The following is a 21,304-nucleotide window of genomic DNA, read 5'->3' as shown; positions in this document are numbered from 1 at the left end:
GTCCCGGTGAACCATGCGGTGAGTGTGGGTGACGGGGTACGGGTCGTTGTTTGAGAACTGCACAGTGGACGCGAGCATCTGTGGCCAAGTTTTTAAGGGCGCACGGTGGATGCCTTGGCACCAGGAACCGATGAAGGACGTGGGAGGCCGCGATAGGCCCCGGGGAGCTGTCAACCGAGCTTTGATCCGGGGGTGTCCGAATGGGGAAACCCGGCAGTCGTCATGGGCTGTCACCCATACCTGAACACATAGGGTATGTGGAGGGAACGCGGGGAAGTGAAACATCTCAGTACCCGCAGGAAGAGAAAACAACCGTGATTCCGGGAGTAGTGGCGAGCGAAACTGGATGAGGCTAAACCGTATGTGTGTGATACCCGGCAGGGGTTGCGCATACGGGGTTGTGGGAGTGGACTTCAGTCGTCTGCCGGCGGCTGGGTGAGTCAGAAACCATTGCGATAGGCGAAGGACATGCGAAAGGTCCGGCGTAGAGGGTAAGACCCCCGTAGCTGAAATCGTGGTGGCTTGCTTGTCTGTTTCCCAAGTAGCACGGGGCCCGAGAAATCCCGTGTGAATCTGGCGGGACCACCCGCTAAGCCTAAATATTCCCTGGTGACCGATAGCGGATAGTACCGTGAGGGAATGGTGAAAAGTACCGCGGGAGCGGAGTGAAATAGTACCTGAAACCGTGTGCCTACAAGCCGTGGGAGCGTCGCGCAGGGATTCGTCTCTGCGTCGTGACTGCGTGCCTTTTGAAGAATGAGCCTGCGAGTTTGCGGTGTGTTGCGAGGTTAACCCGTGTGGGGAAGCCGTAGCGAAAGCGAGTCCGAATAGGGCGTTAGAGTAGCGCGCTCAAGACCCGAAGCGGAGTGATCTAGCCATGGGCAGGTTGAAGCGGAGGTAAGACTTCGTGGAGGACCGAACCCACCAGGGTTGAAAACCTGGGGGATGACCTGTGGTTAGGGGTGAAAGGCCAATCAAACTCCGTGATAGCTGGTTCTCCCCGAAATGCATTTAGGTGCAGCGTCGTGTGTTTCTTGCCGGAGGTAGAGCACTGGATAGGCGATGGGCCCTACCGGGTTACTGACCTTAGCCAAACTCCGAATGCCGGTAAGTGAGAGCGCGGCAGTGAGACTGTGGGGGATAAGCTCCATGGTCGAGAGGGAAACAGCCCAGAGCATCGACTAAGGCCCCTAAGCGTACGCTAAGTGGGAAAGGATGTGGAGTCGCAGAGACAACCAGGAGGTTGGCTTAGAAGCAGCCATCCTTGAAAGAGTGCGTAATAGCTCACTGGTCAAGTGATTCCGCGCCGACAATGTAGCGGGGCTCAAGCGTACCGCCGAAGTCGTGTCATTGCAGCATGTGGTCCAACGACCGTTGTGATGGGTAGGGGAGCGTCGTGTGCCGGGTGAAGCAGCCGTGTAAGCGAGTTGTGGATGGTTCACGAGTGAGAATGCAGGCATGAGTAGCGATACACACGTGGGAAACGTGTGCGCCGATTGACTAAGGGTTCCTGGGTCAAGCTGATCTGCCCAGGGTAAGTCGGGACCTAAGGCGAGGCCGACAGGCGTAGTCGATGGACAACCGGTTGATATTCCGGTACCCGCTTTGAAGCGCCAACGTCGAACCAGGCGATGCTAAGTCCGTGAAGCCGCCCTGATCTCTTCGGAGTTGAGGGGAGTGGTGGAGCCGACGGTCCAGACCTGTAGTAGGTGAGTGATGGGGTGACGCAGGAAGGTAGTCCAGCCCGGGCGGTGGTTGTCCCGGGGTAAGGGTGTAGCCCGAGGAGTAGGTAAATCCGTTCCTCATTCAAGGGTGAGACCTGATGCCGAGCCGATTGTGGTGAAGTGGATGATCCTATGCTGTCGAGAAAAGCCTCTAGCGAGTTTCATGGCGGCCCGTACCCTAAACCGACTCAGGTGGTCAGGTAGAGAATACCGAGGCGTTCGGGTGAACTATGGTTAAGGAACTCGGCAAAATGCCCCCGTAACTTCGGGAGAAGGGGGGCCATTGCTGGTGATGGGATTTTCTCCTTGAGCTGGTGGTGGCCGCAGAGACCAGCGAGAAGCGACTGTTTACTAAAAACACAGGTCCGTGCGAAGCCGTAAGGCGATGTATACGGACTGACGCCTGCCCGGTGCTGGAACGTTAAGGGGACCGGTTAGTCACATTTCGGTGTGGCGAAGCTGAGAACTTAAGCGCCAGTAAACGGCGGTGGTAACTATAACCATCCTAAGGTAGCGAAATTCCTTGTCGGGTAAGTTCCGACCTGCACGAATGGCGTAACGACTTCTCGACTGTCTCAACCATAGGCCCGGTGAAATTGCACTACGAGTAAAGATGCTCGTTTCGCGCAGCAGGACGGAAAGACCCCGGGACCTTTACTATAGCTTGATATTGGTGTTCGGTTCGGCTTGTGTAGGATAGGTGGGAGACTGTGAAGCATTAACGCCAGTTAGTGTGGAGTCATTGTTGAAATACCACTCTGGTCGTGCTGGATGTCTAACCTGGGTCCGTGATCCGGATCAGGGACAGTGTCTGGTGGGTAGTTTAACTGGGGCGGTTGCCTCCTAAAGGGTAACGGAGGCGCCCAAAGGTTCCCTCAGCCTGGTTGGCAATCAGGTGTTGAGTGTAAGTGCACAAGGGAGCTTGACTGTGAGACCGACGGGTCGAGCAGGGACGAAAGTCGGGACTAGTGATCCGGCGGTGGCTTGTGGAAGCGCCGTCGCTCAACGGATAAAAGGTACCCCGGGGATAACAGGCTGATCTTCCCCAAGAGTCCATATCGACGGGATGGTTTGGCACCTCGATGTCGGCTCGTCGCATCCTGGGGCTGGAGTCGGTCCCAAGGGTTGGGCTGTTCGCCCATTAAAGCGGTACGCGAGCTGGGTTTAGAACGTCGTGAGACAGTTCGGTCCCTATCCGCTGTGCGCGTAGGAGTCTTGAGAAGGGCTGTCCCTAGTACGAGAGGACCGGGACGGACGAACCTCTGGTGTGCCAGTTGTTCTGCCAAGGGCATGGCTGGTTGGCTACGTTCGGGAGGGATAACCGCTGAAAGCATCTAAGCGGGAAGCCTGCTTCGAGATGAGGACTCCCACCCACTTGATGGGTTAAGGCTCCCAGTAGACGACTGGGTTGATAGGCCAGATATGGAAGCCGGGTAACTGGTGGAGTTGACTGGTACTAATAGGCCGAGGGCTTGTCCTCAGGTGCTCGCGTCCACTGTGTTGGTTCTGAAGCAACGAACCGTATTTGAACCCCCCTCTTGGGGTGTGGTTCCGGTTCAGGTTTCATAGTGTTTCGGTGGTCATAGCGTTAGGGAAACGCCCGGTTACATTTCGAACCCGGAAGCTAAGCCTTTCAGCGCCGATGGTACTGCAGGGGGGACCCTGTGGGAGAGTAGGACACCGCCGAACAATTTTTAAGAAAAGCCCGGTTGGGAACTTCGGTTCCCAACCGGGCTTTTCTCATTTCAGTTTGTAGGCTGGCCTCATGCGCTATGACCTGGTCATCTTCGACAACGATGGAGTGCTCGTCGACAGCGAGTCCATCTCCAATCGGATTCTCGCCGCCTACCTCACGGAGTTGGGGCACCCCACCAGCTACGAGGACTCCATACGCGACTACATGGGCTCCGCCATGCACCGCATCCACGAGCTGGTCCTCGAGCGCTCGGGCCGGCGGCTGCCGTCGGACTTCGACACCACCTTCCATGGCCGGGTCTTCGACGCCTTCCGCCAGGAGCTGCGGCCGGTGGCCGGGGTGTCCGAGGTGCTGGAGAAGCTGCGGGCCGACGGGATTCCGTACTGCGTCGCCTCCTCCGGAAGCCACGAGCGCATCCGCGTCGCCCTCCGTACGACCGGGCTGTACGGCCTCTTCGGTGAGGAGCACATCTTCAGCTCCGAGGACGTGGGCCGGGGCAAGCCCGCCCCGGATCTGTTTCTGCATGCGGCCGAGCGAATGGGAGTGGCGCCCGAGCGCTGTGCCGTCGTCGAGGACAGTCCGCTCGGAGTCCAGGCCGCCGTGGCCGCCGGGATGGATGTGTACGGCTACACGGCCATGACACCCGCCGCCAAGCTCGCCGCGGCCGGCGACCGCTTCGGCCACATGGCCGAACTGCGAGCGTTGCTCACCTCTACCCACAAGTAGTCCGGGGCCGTACGCTCCACGGCCATGACGGATTCGCGTCCGAGCCGCCGACTTCGGCAGGGCCGGGCCTCATTGGCCATCAGTTTCTTCGTCCAGGGCGCGATCTTCGCTCTGCTGGTGACGCGCATACCCGCGCTCCAGGACCGGTACGGGATATCCGATGGGCTGCTGCCCCTCTTCCTGGCCGCCGTGCCGATCCTGGCCGGCGTGGGCAGCGTAGGCACCGAGCATCTGGTCAAGCGGATGCGTCCGGGGCTCGTTCTCCGCGTGGTGCAGCCCATCGTCTCCGTCGCCCTGCTGACCGCCGGATCGGGGACGACGGTGTGGCAGCTCGCGGTGGCCCTCGCGGTGTTCGGGCTGACCGTCGGGGCGCTGGACGCGTCGATGAACATGCTCGGGGTGAGCCTTCAGCGCGCGTACGGCCGCAGCATCATGCTCGGCTTCCATGGCGCGTACAGCCTGGGCGGGATCGCCGGGGCCTCGCTCGCCTGGGTGGGCGCGCACTGGGACCTGCCGCTGCCCACGCTCTACGCGCCGCTGGTGGCCACCCTGGTGCCCGTCGCGCTGATCGCCAGCCGCTGGTACGTGGACCGCCAAGCCGACCACCAGGTCGACCACCAGACCTACGACGAGCAAACCCACGACGGCCAAACCCACGACCACGGCGCCGCCGTGAGCATGCGGGCGCTGCTGCCGCTCTGTCTCGTCATGGCCTTCGCCTATATCGGGGACTCCACCGTCTCCAACTGGAGCGCCAAGTACCTGGAGGACGTGCTCCACAGCTCCGAGCAGTTGGCCACGGTCCCGTACAACGTCTATATGGTCACCACGCTCCTCGGCCGCTCCTTCGGCGACTTCGGGGTGCGGCGCTTCGGCGCGGTCGCCGTGGTCCGGGCCGGGGCGCTGCTCGCGGGCGCCGGTTTCGCGGTGGTCGCGGCGGCGCCCAGCCCATGGCTGGGGATGGGCGGGTTCACGCTGCTGGGGCTGGGGTTGTGCGTGCTGGTGCCGCAGACCTTCGCGGCCGCGGGTCGGCTCTTCCCCGGGGCGTCCGACGCCGCCGTCGCCCGCCTCAACATCTTCAACTACGTGGGCTTCCTCATCGGCTCACCGCTCGTCGGCGCACTGGGCGGTGCGTGGAGCTATCGGGCGGCGATGCTGGTGCCGATGGCGCTCGTGCTGGTGACGATCCGGTACGCGAGGTCGTTCACCCCTGTACCAGCCGGATACGGTGACGGACATGAGCGGCCGCGCACAGTTGATGTGGGATGAGGAAGTAACCGGATACGACTTCGGCGCCGGGCACCCGATGGACCCGGTGCGGCTGGCGCTGACCATGCGGTTGGTGCAGGCGTACGGACTGGACCGGGCGGTTCAAGTGGTGGCCGCCAAGCCGGCCGGGGAGTCGACGCTGCGCCTGGTGCACGGGCAGGACTACATCGAGGCGGTACGGCGGGCCTCGGCCGCCCCGGAATCGGCGGACGGTTCGTACGGCCTGGGGACGATCGACGATCCGGCCTTCGCGGGGATGCACGAGGCGTCCGCGCTGATCGCCGGGCAGTCGGTCGGCGCCGCCGAGGACGTATGGCGCGGCGAGGCGCTGCACGCGGTGAACTTCGCGGGCGGGCTGCACCATGCGATGCCCCGGGGCGCGTCCGGGTTCTGCATCTACAACGACGCGGCGCTGGCGGTCGCGCGGCTCCTGGAGCTGGGTGCGGAGCGGGTGGCGTATGTGGATGTGGATGTCCATCACGGGGACGGGGTCCAGGCGGCGTTCTGGGACGATCCGCGGGTGCTGACGATCTCGCTGCATGAGCACCCCCGGACCCTGTTCCCGCAGACCGGCTGGCCGGAGGAGGTGGGCGGGGAGGGCGCCGAGGGCTCGGCGGTCAATGTGGCCCTGCCGGCCGGGACCTCGGACGGGGGATGGCTGCGGGCCTTTCACGCGGTGGTGCCGGAGCTGCTGGCGGCGTTCCGTCCGCAGGTGCTGGTGACCCAGCATGGCGCGGACACCCATGTCGAGGACCCCCTCGCTCACTTGGCGGTGACGGTCGACGCGCAGCGGGCGGTCGCCGAGAGCTGTCACCGGCTGGCGCATGAGCACGCGGACGGGCGCTGGGTCGCGCTCGGGGGCGGCGGCTATGCGGTGGTGGACGTGGTGCCGCGGTCCTGGACGCATCTGGTCGCGATCGCGGCGGGGCGGCCGGTCGAGCCCGCCGCGGCGGTGCCGGAGGAGTGGCGGCAGGAGGTGTACCGGCGGACCCGGATGGACGCGCCGCGGCGGATGACGGACGGGCGGGAGCCGAACTGGCGAGAGTTCGGCGAGTCCGGGTACGACCCGGCGGACCGACTGGACCAGGCGATCCTGGCGACGCGCCGGGCGGTCTTCCCGCACCACGGGCTGCTTCCGTGAATCGCCCCGCGAAATGCCTCTCCACGCTTGTGGGGAACGCCCGGACGAGGGGCTGACCAAACGGGCGTTACGCCAACCGTGGGGTCTGCCGGGATAACCGGGCGGCCGGCGGGCCGCGTCCGTCAGCATCGGTGACGTGCTGAGTACTGCCGCGCTGCGCGCGCATCTGCTGGCGGCGCGGCTCGCCGGACCCGTGGCGACGAGCCGGGAGGAGAGCCTGCGCCGCTATCGGCTCTTCGCCGCCCGGGACCCCCGGGTGCTGCTCGGTCTGGAGCCCGAATACGACTGGTCCTTTACGGAATTGCTCAGCTTGATGGGCGCCAAATGCGGAGTTTCGGTCGACCCGGCCAACGTTTCGGGGCCGGATGTGATCGATCCAGAGCTGACGATCGCCGCTCTGCATGCCTTCGCGGACCGGCTGCGCGCCGCCGCCCAGGACCGGCTCCCGGTGCTCCTCGGCACCGGCCATCCCCACCGTCTCCTCGGGTTCTACGCCGCGTTGGCGTCGGCGCTCTCGGCGGCGGGCTGCCGTGTCCTCACTCCCGCGCACGGTAGATGTATCGACATAACGACGCGGTTCGGCGTACGTACCCACCGGCTCGCCTACGTACGAGGTATTGCGATGGTGCAGGCGCCGGGCGCTCGCCCGTCCGCGAGTGAGCCGGGCGCCCACAGCCATTCGCCGCTCCCGGTTCGGGTCGCGCTCGGCTCCGCCGCGGAGTCCGGCGGCCCGCTGCCGGGGCTGGTCATCGGGGACCACGGATGGGTCTGCGGTGCAGGTCAGCTCGGCTTTGAGGCCATCGGTCTTGCGGATACGGACGACCCCGCGCTGTTCGTCGGGGAAGCCGAGGGACGGGTGTCCGTCGCCGTTCCGCTTGATGACGCTGTGCGGTCTGGTTACTACCGGCCGCTTACTCGCTATGTACTCAATCGAGCGTGTCTGTCACAGTAGGCGTCCGATCGCTACTCCTCTTCCCCACTTGCATCACCCGCCCCTAACCTGGGGTGGAGCGCGCATGCGACCAGGAGTCACCGGAGGGGAAGCCGGTGCCCGACATGTGCGGAAGGTTCAGGTGTTGTGTCATGGCTGCTGGCGAACGGCCTCTGAACGAGGTTCAGTTTCTGACCGTGGCGGAAGTCGCCTCGGTGATGCGAGTGTCCAAGATGACCGTGTACCGCTTGGTGCACAGCGGTCATCTGCCGGCGATCCGGGTGGGCAGGTCTTTCCGGGTCCCAGAGCAAGCGGTTCATGAATACCTCCGCGAATCGTATGTGGGGGTGGAGTCCGCCTAGGCGCTTTCCGGGCCCGGGGAGGACCCTCGGATTACGTGGTTCGCTCGGCGCCGGGTAGGCTGGCCCGATGTAGGTCGTGTGGGCTCGGACGCCCCGCACCGAGTGAATCGAAGTGAGCGAGGGTAGTCGTGGGCTCTGTTATCAAGAAGCGGCGCAAGCGGATGGCGAAGAAGAAGCACCGCAAGCTGCTCAAGCGCACGCGCGTCCAGCGTCGCAACAAGAAGTAAGCAAGCGACGCTGTGTTCGTCCCGCAGCCCTTCCACCACCGGTGGAAGGGCTGCGGTGCGTGTGGGGCACGGGTCTGAGCCACGGCGGCCCCTGTTGCCCCGGCTTAAAACGCGCAGCGCGCGGCGAGTGGTCATCACAGCGCAACATCGAGCGGTTACGGTGTTCCGCACAGCCCAGCTCGGACGAGGGTGGGAAGGAAGGCGCTGATCTTGGGAAAGGTCGTGCTCGTCACCGGGGTCGCTCGCCGGCTGGGAGGCCGTTTCGTCCGGCGCATACAGCGCGAACCCGATGTGGAGCGGGTGATCGGCGTGGATGCCGTGCCACCCGAACACCACCTCGGCGGGGCCGACTTCGTCCGGGCCGATATCCGGCATCCCACGATCGGGAAACTGCTCGCCGAATACGGCGTCCACACCGTCGTCCACATGGATATCAACGGGACTCCGCTGGGGGCGCGCGGCAATCGCGCCTCGATCAAGGAGACCAATGTCATCGGCACCATGCAGTTGCTCGGCGCCTGCCAGAAGGCCCCGTCGGTGCAGCGGCTGGTGGTGAAGTCCAGCACCAATGTGTACGGCTCCGCGCCCCGCGACCCCGCCGTCTTCAGCGAGACCACCCCGCCCAAATCCCTGCCCAGCGGCGGCTTCGCCAAGGACACCGTCGAGGTCGAGGGATATGTCCGCGGATTCGCCCGGCGCCGCCCCGATGTCGCGGTGTGCGTGCTGCGCTTCGCCAACATCCTGGGGCCCTGCGCGGACTCGCCGCTCGCCGAGTACTTCGCGCTGCCCGTGCTGCCCACCGTCATCGGCTATGACCCACGGCTCCAGTTCGTCCATGAGAAGGACGCCATCGAGGTGCTGCGGATCGGGGCCTCCGAGCCGCGCCGGTCCACGCTCAACAGCGGCACGTTCAATATCGCCGGCGACGGGGTGCTGCTGCTCTCCCAGGCCGCCCGGCGGCTCGGCCGCCCGACCCTGCCGCTGCTGCTGCCCACCCTGCGCTGGGCCCGCACCGCGCTGCGGTCCCTCGGCATCACCGACTTCTCGCCCGAGCAGGTCCGGCTGCTCACCCACGGCCGGGTCGTGGCCACCAACCAGATGCGCGAGACCCTGGGATTCGAACCCGAGCACACCACCGCCGGTGCCCTCGCGGACTATGCGCACAGCCGTGGTCCCGGGCTGCTCCCGCCCGAGACCCTCGCCCGTACCATTGATCGGCTCGCCGCGCTGCTGCCCGCGGGCGCCCAGACGTGAGGAGCGCAACCACCATGGCGGACGCCAAGGTCATTCCGTTTGGTGAGGAGCCCAGGTCTTCCCGGAGGAAGGTCCCTCGGCTGGGGCGCGGCGGCCGCTCCCAGGGCTCGCTCAAGCCCGTACCGCAGCAGCGCGACGAGGCGCTCGAACAGCGCCCCCAGACGGCGGCCGCGGCCGTGCCGCCCCTGCCGCCCGACCCGCCCAAGCGGGCCCCGGGCAGCGGCGACTGGGAGCGCAAGCTGGCCCACGGACTGAGCTTTCTGCGCCGCCGGATCACCGGGGACTACGAGGTCGACGACTTCGGCTACGACCACGATCTGACCGAGCAGGTGCTGATGTCCCTGCTCCGCCCGCTGTACGAGAAGTACTTCCGGGTCGAGGTGAAGGGGATCGAGAACATCCCCGACAGCGGCGGTGCGCTCGTCGTCGCCAACCACTCCGGGGTGCTGCCGCTGGACGGGCTGATGCTCCAGGTCGCGGTGCACGACAACCACCCGGCCCAGCGCCATCTGCGGCTGCTCGCGGCCGACCTCGTCTTCGTACTGCCGGTCGTCAACGAGCTGGCGCGCAAGGCGGGTCACACCCTCGCCTGCGCCGAGGACGCCCAGTTGCTGCTGGAGCGCGGCGAGGTGGTCGGGGTGATGCCGGAGGGCTTCAAGGGGATCGGCAAGCCGTTCTCGGAGCGGTACAAGCTCCAGCGCTTCGGGCGGGGCGGCTTCGTCTCGACGGCGCTGCGCGCGGGCGCGCCGATCGTGCCGTGCTCGATCGTGGGCGCGGAGGAGATCTACCCGATGGTGGGGAACGCGAAGACCCTGGCCCGGCTGCTCGGCCTGCCGTACTTCCCGGTCACGCCGACCTTCCCGCTGCTGGGGCCGCTGGGCGCGGTGCCGCTGCCGACGAAGTGGACGATCCAGTTCGGCGAGCCCATCCCCACCGACGGGCATCCGCCGGAGGCGGCGGACGACCCGATGCTGATGTTCAACCTGACGGACCAGGTACGAGAAACGATCCAGCACACGCTCTACAAGCTGTTGGTGCAGCGGCGGTCGGTGTTCTTCTGAGGCTTGCCCCTGCGGGCGGCGTGATGAGGCGCGGCCACCCGGCCCGACGGACGGAGTCCGGCGCAGCCCGGCCCAAGCTGGGGCGGCCCCCCAGGGCCGAGCCATGCGAGGTCGGCCGGAGGAGGGGCCAAGCTGTTGGTGCAGCGGCGGTCGGTGTTCTTCTGAGGCGTGCCCCTGCGGGCGGCGTGATGAGGCGCGGCCACCCGGCCCGACGGACGGAGTCCGGCGCAGCCCGGCCGAAGCTGGGGCGGCCCCCCAGGGCCGAGCCATGCGAGGTCGGCCGGAGGAGGGGCCAAGCTGCTGGTGCAGCGGCGGTCGGTGTTCTTCTGAGGCGTGGCCTGGTCTGAGGGCGGGTGGTGGGCGGCAGCGCACACCACCCGCCCTCAGTACGTCGTCACCTCGTGTCGTCGCCGTCGATGCTCAGGCCCGGCAGCAGGTCCGGCAGCAGCGGGGGGATGGTGATGTCCGGCTGGGACGACGCCTTGCCACCCGGGTCGCCCTTGCCCGTGGACGGGCTGGGGCTCGCGCCGCCGAGCGGCGGGTCCAGCAGGTCCCCGGCCCCGCCCACCAGCCCGCCGCTCTGGTCGTGAGTGCTTGCCGAGGACGACGGGTGTGGGTGGGCGGCGGTTTCGCCGGTGCGGCTGCCGCTCGGGGTGGCCGAGGCGGACGCAGGACGGTCGCCCGGGGCCACTCCGTCGGCGCGCTGGGGCGCGTGCCCGGTCTGGCCGGACTGGCCCTGCTGCTCCTTCTTCGTGGGCAGCAACGCGCGCAACGGACCGACCTCTTGGTCTATGGCGTCGAAGACCGAGCTCACCTCGTCGCCGACATCCATGAGCTGGACCGGAAGCTGATCGCGCAGTCGGCTCCAGCCGCCGCGATGGGCCTGGGAGAAGGTGGAAAGCTGCTGGATCGGGCCGAGTGAGCCGTCGCGCTCGTAGACCTGGTGCAGCAGCCGGTGGCCCTCGGAGGCGTCATGGCGCATACCGGCCAGGGCCCGGCGGATCTCCCCCAGCGAGTCATGGTCCAGATCGCCGGTGCGGGTGCGCTCCATCAGGCGGCGCGCCTCGCTCATCCGCGTCGACGCCTGGTCCAGATAGATCCGGCCGCGGTCGGCGTCGCCGTCGGCCATCTCCAGCTTGAGGTCCTCCATGCCGCGCTTGAACCCGTAGAGGGTGTCGCCCGGCAGCGCGTCCGAGCTGGCCGCGGCGACGCCGCCGAAGGCACCCGCCGCGACGCCGACGGTGAGCCCCCCGGCCGCAAGCCCCTTGGACCAGCGGGAACGGGGGCGCAGTCTTGCGACCGGGGGTTTGGCGCGGTGGGCGCCGCCGGTGCGGCGGCGCTGCTCGGGCACGCGTGGTGCGCCCTCGGCGAAGGCCGCCTCCATGGCGGCGAGCAACTGCGCCCGCTGGGTGACGCGGACCTCCGGGTCCAATGTCGGTTTCGGCAGCTCGCCCAGCCCGCTCGCCAGGGCCAGCAGCCGTCTCCGCTCGGCGCTCTCCGCCGATGGGGAACCTGGCTGTTGCTGCGGCGCATTGTCCTGGGCGGCCTGGTGGTTGCTCTCCAGGGCCTCCAGGGCCTCCAGGGCCTTGGCGAAGGCGTTCGCCCGCCGGTGTGCCGATACGTTCGCGATCACAGGCGGCACCTCCTCTCGTCGTGACGGTCGACTCCCCAGGACACCCGAGGGTTCCGTGCCATGCGCGCGTCCACCCGATCGAGTGAGTGGACTACGGGCAGGGTACGACCGCGAGGCGCCTGCATCTCCCACAACGAGCGGCGCAGCACCCGGGTTACGCCCTGCCCAAAGGCGGACGGTCCGTGGCCGGACGGCTACGGGTGGTCAGCGGGCGTCGTCCGGAAGAAGCCGGGCCAGGGTGCGCACGGCCCGGTACTGAAGGGTTTTGATCGCGCCCTCGTTCTTCCCCATGACCCGGGCGGTCTCGGCGACCGAGAGGCCCTGGAGGAAGCGGAGCGTCACGCACTCCTGCTGCTGCGGGTTGAGTTTTCGCACCGCCTGGAGCAGGGCCGCGTTGGACAGCGATTCGAGGACGGAGTCCTCTGGGCTGCGCTCGACCTCGTTGGCGTCCAGCATCTCGCCGGTGGTGACCTCCAGCCGGAAGCGGCTGGACTTGAAGTGGTCGGCGACGAGGTTGCGCGCGATGGTCACCAGCCAGGCGCCGAAGTCACGGCCCTGCCAGGTGAAGGTGCCGATGCGGCGCAGGGCGCGCAGGAACGTCTCGCTGGTCAGGTCCTCGGCCGTGGCCTTGCCGCCCACGCGGTAATAGATATAGCGGTAGACCGTGTCGGCGTACTGGTCGTAGAGCCTGCCGAACGCCTCCGCCTCTCCGGACTGGGCGCGCTCGACGAGGTCCATCATGCGACGGCTGTCGCTGTCGGCGCCGGGGCGCCGGGCGGTGGGGGTGGAGCCGCGGGAGCGTCTGCTGACCGCGGCGCCGCCGTCCGCCAGTGCGTAGCACGGACCGGCCTGGCCGGGGCGATTGACCGTGCCGACGGCTGGGCTGGCGGGCAGGGGGGCGGCGAGGCCGGGGACGGCATACGCGGTGGGGACGAAGCCGCGCAGACAGTCAAGGACCGTTGCGCGCAGCGTAGCCAGGCCCGAGGCGTCAACCCCGACGTGTGGGTACACGAGACTCCCAGAGGCAGAGCTTCCATCACGATCAGTACGGGACCGTCACCCGCCGTAGGGACGTGTGGGTACCGGTTTGCGTCTAAGGAGAATAACGCTTCGTACAGGCAGCACTACACCCAGTTGTTCAAATCATCGTTTCCGTTCGCTCTGTTATGGATTGATGACTCATCAAGTATCGAACGTGTACCGCTAATTGATCGGAATTGTTCGTGGGTTGTGCGATTGCGTGGCGTGTTGTGACAAAGCGGCGGTAAGGGGACTGGCGGGAGCGCTGTGGGGTAAGACGCGCGGAATGACCGAAACAGGACGGGCGCGTTCGGTTGGTGACCCTGCGTATCGATGGGCGCATGGTCACGGAGCGCGATCGGCGGTCAGTCTTGACCGTCCTCGGTCACGGTCGTGCGCGAGCGGTCAGCGCGGCCCGGGGGGAGGGCGCCGGAAAGGGTCCAGCGGGAGGTCAGCGGGGTGGAGTGGGTCCTCGGCCGCCCGCGGTCAGCGGCGTCGGCGGTGCAGGGCCACGGCGGCCGCCGTGCCGCCCGCCACCGCGCCCACCCCGGCCGCCGCCGGAATGCCGATCTTGGCCGCCTTGCGGCCGGTGCGGTAGTCGCGCAGCCGCCAACTGTTCTCACGGGCGTGCTTGCGCAGCCGGGTGTCCGGGTTCACCGCGTACGGATGGCCCACGATCGACAGCATCGGGATGTCGTTCGCGGAGTCGCTGTAGGCCGCGCAGCGGGCGAGGTCCAGCCCCTCTGCCGTCGCCAGCGCCCGTACGGCCTCGGCCTTGGCCGGGCCGTGCAGCGGCTCGCCGACCAGCCGGCCGGTGTAGACGCCGCCCACCGACTCGGCCACCGTGCCCAGTGCCCCGGTCAGGCCGAGCCGCCGGGCGATGATCGTCGCGGTCTCGACCGGCGCGGCGGTCACCAGCCAGACCCGCTGCCCGGCGTCCAGATGGGCCTGGGCGAGGGCCCGGGTGCCGGGCCAGATGCGGTCGGCCATGTACTCGTCGTAGATCTCCTCGCCGATCGACATCAGCTCGGCGACCCGGTGGCCCTTGACGATGGACAGGGCGCTGCTGCGCACGTCCTCCATATGCGCCGGGTCCTCGACACCGGCCACCCGGAACCAGGTCTGCTGCCATGCGAAGCGGGCGAGTTCGCGCTTGCGGAAGAAGTGCCGCTTGTAGAGGCCGCGGCCGAAGTGGAAGATCGCGGCGCCCTGCATGACCGTGTTGTCCAGGTCGAAGAAGGCGGCGGCCCGCTCGTCGCCGACGACCGGGAATTCCGGTTCGGCGGGGGGCTGCGGTGCGGGGGTCTCGGCCGACGACTTGCGCGCTGCCTCGGCCGATGCCTCTCCGGCGAGGACACTCCGCTCGGTGGCGGGTCGTCGACGTCGGGTGAACCATCCCAGTGCGGCCATGGAGCGAGCATAGCCAGCGCTCCGGCGCATCCCGTTACGCCCGGGTGTCGGGCCGATTCAGGTTACGCGAAAGGGAGGCCGAACAGGGGGCGGAATCAGCCGCCTCGCGGGCGCGGGAGCGGCCGTCTCGCGGGGTTCGGAATCAGCCGCCGAGCGCTTTGCGCAGCCGCCCCGGGTTCACCCGCCAGAAGTCGTGCTGTTCGCCGTCGATGAGCACCACCGGGATCTGCTCCCAGTAGGCGCGGTACAGCTCCTCGTCCTGGGTGATGTCCTTCTTCTCCCAGGGGGTGCCCAGCTCGCCGCAGACCTCTTTGATCACGGCCTCGGCGTCCTCGCACAGATGGCAGTCGGGCTTGCCGATCAGCGTGACCGTGCGCTCGGCGGGCTTCTTCCGCGGGGTGCGGCGCAGCAACGGACTCATGCCCTTCATTCTGCCTGCCCTTTTCGAGGCTCGGTTCGCCTCCGGGGCGCTTCAGCCGCTGTCGACGGTCGACCGTGCTCGGTCGCTCGTTCCTCGCTCCCTGCGCGCGCTCTCCCTTTCGACAGCGACGCGCCCCTTCGGCTCACTCGCCGGAAGACCTCAGCGCCCTGACCCGCGACGGCGCCCCTCCCACGAGTTCGGAAGTGGGCTCTCGGTCGATTACGATCGTGGGCGTTTTGTTGCTGTCCGGGGGTAAAAAGGTGAGGAGTGAGGGCCTGTGCTCCGGTCGGCGGCCCAGTGGTACGAGCGTGCCTGCCGGGAACGGCGTGACGCAGGTGGTGGTTCCGCGGCTGGCGCGAAAAGGCGCGTGACACCGGTCACTTTGCTCGGACAAAGCGGACACCATCTTTGTGCACGCGTTCACAAAGACATAGCCTGCTGTCGATGGGGCGGTCATGAAACACCCGGCCGCCCACAGCCTCGCTCTACCCGCAGGAGCACCGTGGCAACTGGCCGAACTCACCGACCGGCGACCCGCAGCCGAGGGATCCCCGAGGCCACCGTCGCCCGGCTACCGCTGTATCTGCGTGCCCTGACCGCTCTCTCCGAGCGCTCGGTGCCCACGGTGTCCTCGGAGGAGCTGGCCACCGCGGCCGGCGTCAATTCGGCCAAGCTGCGCAAGGACTTCTCCTATCTCGGTTCGTACGGCACCCGCGGTGTCGGCTACGACGTGGAGTACCTCGTCTACCAGATCTCGCGGGAGCTCGGGCTCACCCAGGACTGGCCGGTTGTGATCGTCGGTATCGGTAATCTCGGCGCCGCGCTCGCCAACTACGGCGGCTTCGCCTCCCGTGGTTTCCGGGTCGCCGCGCTGATCGACGCCGACCCCGCCATGGCCGGGAAGCCGGTCGCGGGCATTCCGGTGCAGCACACCGACGAGCTCGAGAAGATCATCACGGAGAACGGCGTCTCGATCGGCGTCATCGCCACCCCGGCGGGCGCGGCCCAGCAGGTCTGCGACCGGCTCGTCGCCGCCGGGATCACCTCGATCCTCAACTTCGCGCCCACCGTGCTGACCGTTCCGGACGGGGTGGACGTGCGCAAGGTCGATCTCTCCATCGAGCTCCAGATCCTCGCCTTCCACGAGCAGCGCAAGGCGGGCGAGGAGGTCGCCGCGCCCGAGGAGGCCGCGGGAGCCGTGCCACCACCGCCCGTGGCGCATCGCGCGCCCTCCGGCGGCCCCGGCGCCGACAGCGGCCGGCAAGGACCTGACGGGGACGTGCCCGCCGTGATGCCGGCATGAGTCTCCTCGTCGTCGGACTGAGCCACCGCAGCGCGCCCGTGAGCGTGCTGGAGCGCGCCGCCCTGGTGGGGGACGAGCAGGCGAAGCTGGTGCAGGACACCCTCGCCGCCGAGCCCGCCACCGAGGCCGCGGTGCTGGCCACCTGCAACCGCATCGAGCTCTACGCCGACGTGGACAAGTTCCACGCCGGGGTGGCCGAGCTGTCCACGCTGCTCGCCCAGCACACCGGCGTCGGCCTGGACGAGCTCACCCCGTATCTCTACGTCCACTACGAGGACCGGGCCGTCCACCACCTCTTCTCGGTGGCCTGCGGGCTGGACTCGATGGTCGTCGGCGAGGGCCAGATCCTCGGCCAGATCAAGGACGCGCTCGCGCTGGGGCAGGAGCTGCACACCGCCGGGCGGCTGCTGAACGATCTCTTCCAGCAGGCGCTGCGGGTCGGCAAGCGGGCCCACAGCGAGACCGGTATCGACCGGGCCGGCCAGTCGCTGGTCACCTTCGGCCTGGAGCAGATGGCCCAGGGCGCGCCGGTGGCGGAGTGGGCCCGGGGCAAGCGGGCCCTGGTGATCGGCGCCGGTTCGATGTCCTCGCTGGCCGCGGCGACGCTCGCCCGCGCCGGTGTGGCAGAACTGGTGATCGCCAACAGGACGTTGGAGCGGGCGCTGCGCCTGGCCGAGTCCCTGGTCCAGCAGCACGCGGCCACTCCGGCCGCGATCTCCGCCGAGGGTGATGAAACGTTGCGCGAGCCGCTGGTGGCCCGCGCCGTGCCGCGGGACCGGGTCTCCGCCGAGCTGCCGCACGCCGACATCGTCGTCTCCTGTACGGGCGCGACCGGCCTGGTCCTGACTGCCCCGGAGCTGCGCACCGCGCTCGCCCAGCGCGCGGCCTGCCCGCCCGGGGCCCACCGCGCCGGGACGGGCGTCTCGCTGCTCGATCTGGCGATGCCGCGCGACATAGACGCGGCGGCGCACCGGATCGAGGGGCTGCACCTGGTCGACATCGAGTCCCTCGCCGAGGCCGCCGCCGAGCCGTCCGGCGCGCCGGGCTCGTCCGCCGGGGCGATGGCCGCCGACGTGGACAAGGTGCGGACCATCGTCTCCGCCGAGGTGGCCGCCTTCGGGGCGGCCCAGCGCGCCGCGCACATCACGCCGACGGTCGTCGCGCTGCGTACCATGGCGGCGGACGTCGTCGCCAGTGAGATCGCCCGGCTCGACGGGCGCCTTCCGGATCTGGACGACAAGCAGCGGTCCGAGATCACGCAGACCGTGCGCAGGGTCGTGGACAAGCTGCTGCACGCGCCCACCGTGCGGGTCAAGCAGCTCGCGAGCACTCCGGGTGGCGCCGGTTACGCCGACGCCCTGCGCGAGCTCTTCGACCTCGATCCGCAGGCGGTCGCCGCCGTCAGCCGCGCCGACGGCTCGGCCCGGGCGGCCGAACCGAACGACCCGAAGGGAGGCCGGCCATGAACGCCACCCCCTCACCCGCCGCCTCCGGCGGCCTTGCGCCGCTGCGTCTGGGCACCCGCCGCAGCGCGCTCGCCATGGCCCAGTCCGGCCTGATCGCGGACCTGGTGCGCGAGATCACCGGGCGCCCCGTCGAACTGGTCGAGATCACCACGTACGGCGACACCTCGCGGGAGCACCTCGCGCGGATCGGCGGCACCGGCGTCTTCGTCTCGGCGCTGCGCGAGGCGCTGCTGAGCGGTGAGATCGACCTGGCCGTGCACTCGCTGAAGGACCTTCCCACCGCGGAGCCGGACGGCCTGACGCTCGCCGCGATACCGCGCCGCGAGGACCCGCGCGACGCGCTGATCGCCCGCGACGGGCTCACCTTCGCCCAGCTTCCCCCGGGGTCCCGGATAGGCACCGGATCCCCGCGCCGCGCGGCCCAGCTCAACGCGTGGGCCCGCGCCTTCGGCCTCGACATCGAGACCGTGCCGATACGCGGCAATGTCGACACCCGGATCGGCTATGTCCGGTCGGGACGGCTGGACGCCGTGGTGCTCGCCGCCGCCGGCCTGATCCGTCTGGGGCGGATCGGCGAGGCGACCGAGCTGCTCGATGCCGGCCATGTTTTGCCCGCCCCCGGCCAGGGGGCCCTGGCAGTGGAGTGTGCCGCGTCCAACGTGGCGCTCACTGCCCGGCTCGCCGAGATCGACGACCCGTACACACGGGTCGCCGTGACCGCCGAGCGATCCCTGCTCGCCGCCCTGGAGGCCGGTTGCAGCGCACCTGTGGGGGCGCTGGCCGACCTGTTGGCCGACGGTCAGGTTGTCACCGAAATGCGCCTGCGTGGCGTCGTCGGCTCCCTCGACGGCACGACGCTGGTGCAGCTATCCACCACCGGTCCCGTACCCGCGTCGCCCAGTGAGGCCGGGGACCTCGGTCGCGAACTCGCCGCCGAGATGCTCGCCAAGGGTGCGGCCGGTCTTATGGGGGAGCGAGCACTTTGAACCCCACCGTCCCGAATCACCCCGGCTGCGGACACGTCACCTTCCTCGGTGCGGGCCCCGGAGATCCGGGCCTGCTGACCTTGCGCGCCGTGGAGGCTCTGGCCACCGCGGACGTACTGATCGCCGACCCGCAAGTGCTCGACGTGGTGCGGGGGCACGTCAGGCCGGGCGTGGCCGCGGACGCTCAGGGCGCGCCGCGACAGGCGGACACTGATGGGTCGTCAGCCACCGCCACCGTCCCGGTACTCCGGGACACCGCCAATCTTGTCATGACGGCCGCGCGCGGCGGCAAGCGGGTCGTCCGCGCGGTCGCGGGCGACCCCGGCCTCGACGGATACGCCGCCGACGAGATGCTCGCCTGCGCCGCCGAGGGCATCCTCTTCGAGGTGGTGCCGGGTGTGGCCGCCGCGGTGGGCGTGCCCGCCTACGCGGGGGTGCCGCTGCGGGACGCCCACAGCGCGGATGTGCGCTTCGTGGACGCCCTGGCGGCCGATGAGCGCTGCTGGAGCGAGGTCGGCTCGTCCGACGCGACCGCCGTGGTCTCCGCGACCCTGGAGACGGTGGCCGCCGCCGCGGGTGAGCTGGTGGCCGCGGGCCGCAAGCCGGACACCCCGCTCACCGTCACCGTCGGCGGCACCACCACCCGCCAGCGGACCTGGACCGCGACGCTGGGCACCATCGCCCAGGTGCTGAAGGCCGCCAAGGTGCTGCCGTCGCCGCAGGGCGCACAGCCCGTGATAGCCGTGGTCGGCGAGCAGAGCGCGGCCGGCCGGCGCGATCAGCTCTCCTGGTTCGAGTCCAAGCCGCTGTTCGGCTGGAAGGTCCTGGTGCCGCGTACCAAGGAGCAGGCCGCCTCGCTCTCGGACCAGTTGCGCTCCTATGGCGCGGTGCCCAGCGAGGTGCCGACGATCGCCGTGGAGCCGCCGCGCACCCCGCAGCAGATGGAGCGCGCGGTCAAGGGCCTGGTCACCGGGCGCTATGAGTGGATCGCCTTCACCTCGGTCAACGCGGTCAAGGCGGTGCGGGAGAAGTTCGAGGAGTACGGGCTCGACGCCCGCGCGTTCGCCGGGATCAAGGTCGCGGCGGTGGGCGAGCAGACCGCCAAGTCGCTGATCGACTTCGGGGTGAAGCCGGATCTGGTGCCCAGCGGTGAGCAGTCCGCGGCCGGGCTGCTGGAGGACTGGCCGCCCTACGACCCGGTCTTCGACCCGATCGACCGCGTCTTCCTGCCGCGGGCCGACATCGCCACCGAGACCCTGGTCGCCGGGCTGATCGAGCTGGGCTGGGAGGTCGACGACGTGACCGCGTACCGCACCGTGCGCGCCTCGCCGCCGCCGGCCGAGACCCGGGAGGCCATCAAGGGCGGCGGGTTCGACGCGGTGCTCTTCACCTCGTCGTCCACCGTGCGGAACCTCGTCGGCATCGCGGGCAAGCCGCACAATGTCACTGTCATCGCCTGTATCGGCCCGGCCACCGCGAAGACCGCGGAGGAGCACGGGCTGCGGGTGGACGTGCTGTCGCCCGAGCCCTCGGTGCTCAAGCTCGCCGAGGCGCTCGCGGACTTCGGGGCGGCGCGGCGGCAGGCCGCGATCGAGGCCGGGGAGCCGGTCACCCGCCCGAGCGAGCGACGGCCGGGATCACGGAGGAGGGCACGCTCTTGAGCACCAGGTACGGCAGCTTCCCCGGTGCGCGGCCGCGCCGGCTGCGGGTGAATCCGACCATGCGCCGCATGGTCGCGGAGACCCGGCTGCATCCGGCCGAGCTGATCCTGCCCGCGTTCGTCCGCGAGGACCTCACCGAGCCGCTGCCGCTTCAGGCGATGCCGGGCGTCCTCCAGCACACCCGGGACTCCCTGCGGAAGGCGGCGGCCGACGCGGTCGCCGCGGGCGTCGGCGGGATCATGCTCTTCGGGGTGCCGGAGGAGTCCAAGAAGGACGCCGTCGGCACGCCCGGCACCGATCCGGACGGGATCCTCCAGGTGGCCATCCGCGATGTGCGCGCCGAGGTCGGCGACGATCTGGTGATCATGTCCGATCTCTGCCTGGACGAGCACACCGACCACGGCCACTGCGGGGTCCTGGACGCCGAGGGCCGGATCGACAACGACGCCACGCTGGAGCGGTACGCGGAGATGGCCCGCGCCCAGGCCGACGCGGGCGTCCACACGGTGGGCCCAAGCGGCATGATGGACGGGCAGGTCGGGGTGGTCCGCGAGGCGCTGGACGGCGCCGGGCACCAGGACATCTCGATCCTCGCCTACACCGCGAAGTACGCCTCCGCCTTCTACGGTCCGTTCCGCGAGGCGGTGGGCTCCTCGCTGAAGGGCGACCGCAAGACGTATCAGCAGGACCCGGCCAACGCCCGGGAGGCGATGCGCGAGCTGGAGCTGGACCTGGCCGAGGGCGCGGACATGGTCATGGTGAAGCCGGCCCTGCCCTACCTGGACATCCTGCGGCAGATCGCCGACGCCGTGGATGTGCCGGTGGCCGCGTACCAGATCTCCGGTGAGTACGCGATGGTCGAGGCGGCGGCGGCCAACGGCTGGATCGACCGCGACCGCGCGATCATGGAGACGCTGACCTCGGTACGGCGCGCGGGCGCGGGGATGATCCTCACGTACTGGGCGACCGAGGTCGCCCAGCGGCTGAACCGCGGGGAGTGAGCCTGAAACGCG

General features: G+C 68.8%; 17 protein-coding genes and 2 rRNA genes. 15 read left to right on the top strand and 4 right to left on the bottom strand.

Annotated elements, in window-relative coordinates; genetic code table 11:
- The first annotated feature begins 82 nt into the window (after positions 1 to 82).
- The 10 genes from ACK1X7_RS23885 to ACK1X7_RS23840 all read left to right on the top strand — a co-directional run bounded on the left by ACK1X7_RS23885 (position 83) and on the right by ACK1X7_RS23840 (position 10,391).
- Positions 83 to 3,204: ribosomal RNA gene (locus ACK1X7_RS23885) — 23S ribosomal RNA — on the top strand.
- A gap of 92 nt (positions 3,205 to 3,296) precedes the next feature.
- Positions 3,297 to 3,413 (top strand): 5S ribosomal RNA (gene rrf, locus ACK1X7_RS23880).
- A gap of 76 nt (positions 3,414 to 3,489) precedes the next feature.
- Positions 3,490 to 4,146, top strand: a complete 657-nt coding sequence (locus ACK1X7_RS23875; protein ID WP_385144083.1) for an HAD family hydrolase — start codon at positions 3,490 to 3,492, stop codon at positions 4,144 to 4,146.
- A gap of 24 nt (positions 4,147 to 4,170) precedes the next feature.
- Positions 4,171 to 5,415, top strand: coding sequence for an MFS transporter (locus ACK1X7_RS23870; RefSeq protein WP_385144085.1), 1,245 nt, complete (start codon positions 4,171 to 4,173; stop codon positions 5,413 to 5,415).
- Positions 5,384 to 6,556, top strand: a complete 1,173-nt coding sequence (locus tag ACK1X7_RS23865) for an acetoin utilization protein AcuC (protein ID WP_385144087.1) — start codon at positions 5,384 to 5,386, stop codon at positions 6,554 to 6,556. Before ACK1X7_RS23870 ends, ACK1X7_RS23865 begins: the two co-directional genes overlap by 32 nt.
- Positions 6,557 to 6,692: 136 nt before the next feature.
- Positions 6,693 to 7,508, top strand: a complete 816-nt coding sequence (locus ACK1X7_RS23860) for a phosphatase (protein ID WP_361507161.1) — start codon at positions 6,693 to 6,695, stop codon at positions 7,506 to 7,508.
- 131 nt (positions 7,509 to 7,639) lie between these two features.
- Positions 7,640 to 7,849 carry a helix-turn-helix domain-containing protein gene (locus tag ACK1X7_RS23855; protein ID WP_014053989.1) on the top strand — a complete coding sequence of 70 codons (210 nt, stop codon included), beginning with the start codon at positions 7,640 to 7,642 and terminating at the stop codon, positions 7,847 to 7,849.
- A 128-nt stretch (positions 7,850 to 7,977) separates the two neighbouring features.
- Positions 7,978 to 8,076: a 30S ribosomal protein bS22 gene (locus ACK1X7_RS23850; RefSeq protein WP_003948845.1), complete on the top strand. Its 99-nt coding sequence runs from the start codon at positions 7,978 to 7,980 to the stop codon at positions 8,074 to 8,076.
- 210 nt (positions 8,077 to 8,286) lie between these two features.
- Positions 8,287 to 9,330 carry an NAD-dependent epimerase/dehydratase family protein gene (locus tag ACK1X7_RS23845; RefSeq protein ID WP_043235281.1) on the top strand — a complete coding sequence of 348 codons (1,044 nt, stop codon included), beginning with the start codon at positions 8,287 to 8,289 and terminating at the stop codon, positions 9,328 to 9,330.
- 14 nt (positions 9,331 to 9,344) lie between these two features.
- On the top strand, positions 9,345 to 10,391 hold the full coding sequence (locus ACK1X7_RS23840; RefSeq protein ID WP_385144090.1) for a lysophospholipid acyltransferase family protein: 1,047 nt from the start codon (positions 9,345 to 9,347) through the stop codon (positions 10,389 to 10,391).
- Positions 10,392 to 10,785: 394 nt separating this feature from the next.
- Here the strand turns inward: ACK1X7_RS23840 and ACK1X7_RS23835 are convergent, their stop codons facing one another.
- The 4 genes from ACK1X7_RS23835 to ACK1X7_RS23820 all read right to left on the bottom strand — a co-directional run bounded on the left by ACK1X7_RS23835 (position 10,786) and on the right by ACK1X7_RS23820 (position 14,875).
- Positions 10,786 to 12,024: a DUF5667 domain-containing protein gene (locus ACK1X7_RS23835; protein ID WP_385144092.1), complete on the bottom strand. Its 1,239-nt coding sequence runs from the start codon at positions 12,022 to 12,024 to the stop codon at positions 10,786 to 10,788.
- A gap of 204 nt (positions 12,025 to 12,228) precedes the next feature.
- Positions 12,229 to 13,035 (bottom strand): ECF subfamily RNA polymerase sigma factor, BldN family, encoded by an 807-nt coding sequence (locus ACK1X7_RS23830; protein ID WP_385144094.1) that lies wholly within the window; start codon positions 13,033 to 13,035, stop codon positions 12,229 to 12,231.
- Positions 13,036 to 13,530: 495 nt separating this feature from the next.
- On the bottom strand, positions 13,531 to 14,454 hold the full coding sequence (locus ACK1X7_RS23825; protein ID WP_361506449.1) for an HAD family hydrolase: 924 nt from the start codon (positions 14,452 to 14,454) through the stop codon (positions 13,531 to 13,533).
- Positions 14,455 to 14,596: 142 nt separating this feature from the next.
- A complete protein-coding gene (locus ACK1X7_RS23820; RefSeq protein ID WP_216344430.1) occupies positions 14,597 to 14,875 on the bottom strand; it encodes a glutaredoxin family protein in 279 nt (92 codons plus the stop codon).
- A 502-nt stretch (positions 14,876 to 15,377) separates the two neighbouring features.
- Between ACK1X7_RS23820 and ACK1X7_RS23815 the strand changes: the two genes are divergently transcribed.
- From ACK1X7_RS23815 to hemB, 5 genes are read left to right on the top strand one after another with little or no spacing between them, the layout of a single operon-like run.
- Complete coding sequence (locus ACK1X7_RS23815) at positions 15,378 to 16,178, top strand: redox-sensing transcriptional repressor Rex (protein ID WP_385144096.1); 801 nt, start codon at positions 15,378 to 15,380, stop codon at positions 16,176 to 16,178.
- The gene (locus ACK1X7_RS23810; protein ID WP_385144098.1) at positions 16,175 to 17,644 is read left to right on the top strand and encodes a glutamyl-tRNA reductase; all 1,470 of its coding nucleotides are present in this window, start codon (positions 16,175 to 16,177) and stop codon (positions 17,642 to 17,644) included. Before ACK1X7_RS23815 ends, ACK1X7_RS23810 begins: the two co-directional genes overlap by 4 nt.
- Positions 17,641 to 18,630 carry a hydroxymethylbilane synthase gene (hemC, locus tag ACK1X7_RS23805; RefSeq protein ID WP_385144100.1) on the top strand — a complete coding sequence of 330 codons (990 nt, stop codon included), beginning with the start codon at positions 17,641 to 17,643 and terminating at the stop codon, positions 18,628 to 18,630. Before ACK1X7_RS23810 ends, hemC begins: the two co-directional genes overlap by 4 nt.
- A complete protein-coding gene (locus ACK1X7_RS23800; RefSeq protein WP_385144102.1) occupies positions 18,627 to 20,291 on the top strand; it encodes a uroporphyrinogen-III synthase in 1,665 nt (554 codons plus the stop codon). Before hemC ends, ACK1X7_RS23800 begins: the two co-directional genes overlap by 4 nt.
- Positions 20,288 to 21,292: a porphobilinogen synthase gene (gene hemB, locus ACK1X7_RS23795; protein WP_385144104.1), complete on the top strand. Its 1,005-nt coding sequence runs from the start codon at positions 20,288 to 20,290 to the stop codon at positions 21,290 to 21,292. Before ACK1X7_RS23800 ends, hemB begins: the two co-directional genes overlap by 4 nt.
- Positions 21,293 to 21,304 lie beyond the last annotated feature (12 nt).

Source organism: Streptomyces sp. CY-1, from assembly GCF_047218265.1.
Classification (GTDB): Bacteria; Actinomycetota; Actinomycetes; order Streptomycetales; family Streptomycetaceae; genus Streptomyces; species Streptomyces niphimycinicus.
Note: the sequence above shows the minus strand (reverse complement) of the source record. Positions and strands in the feature narration are given on the sequence as shown.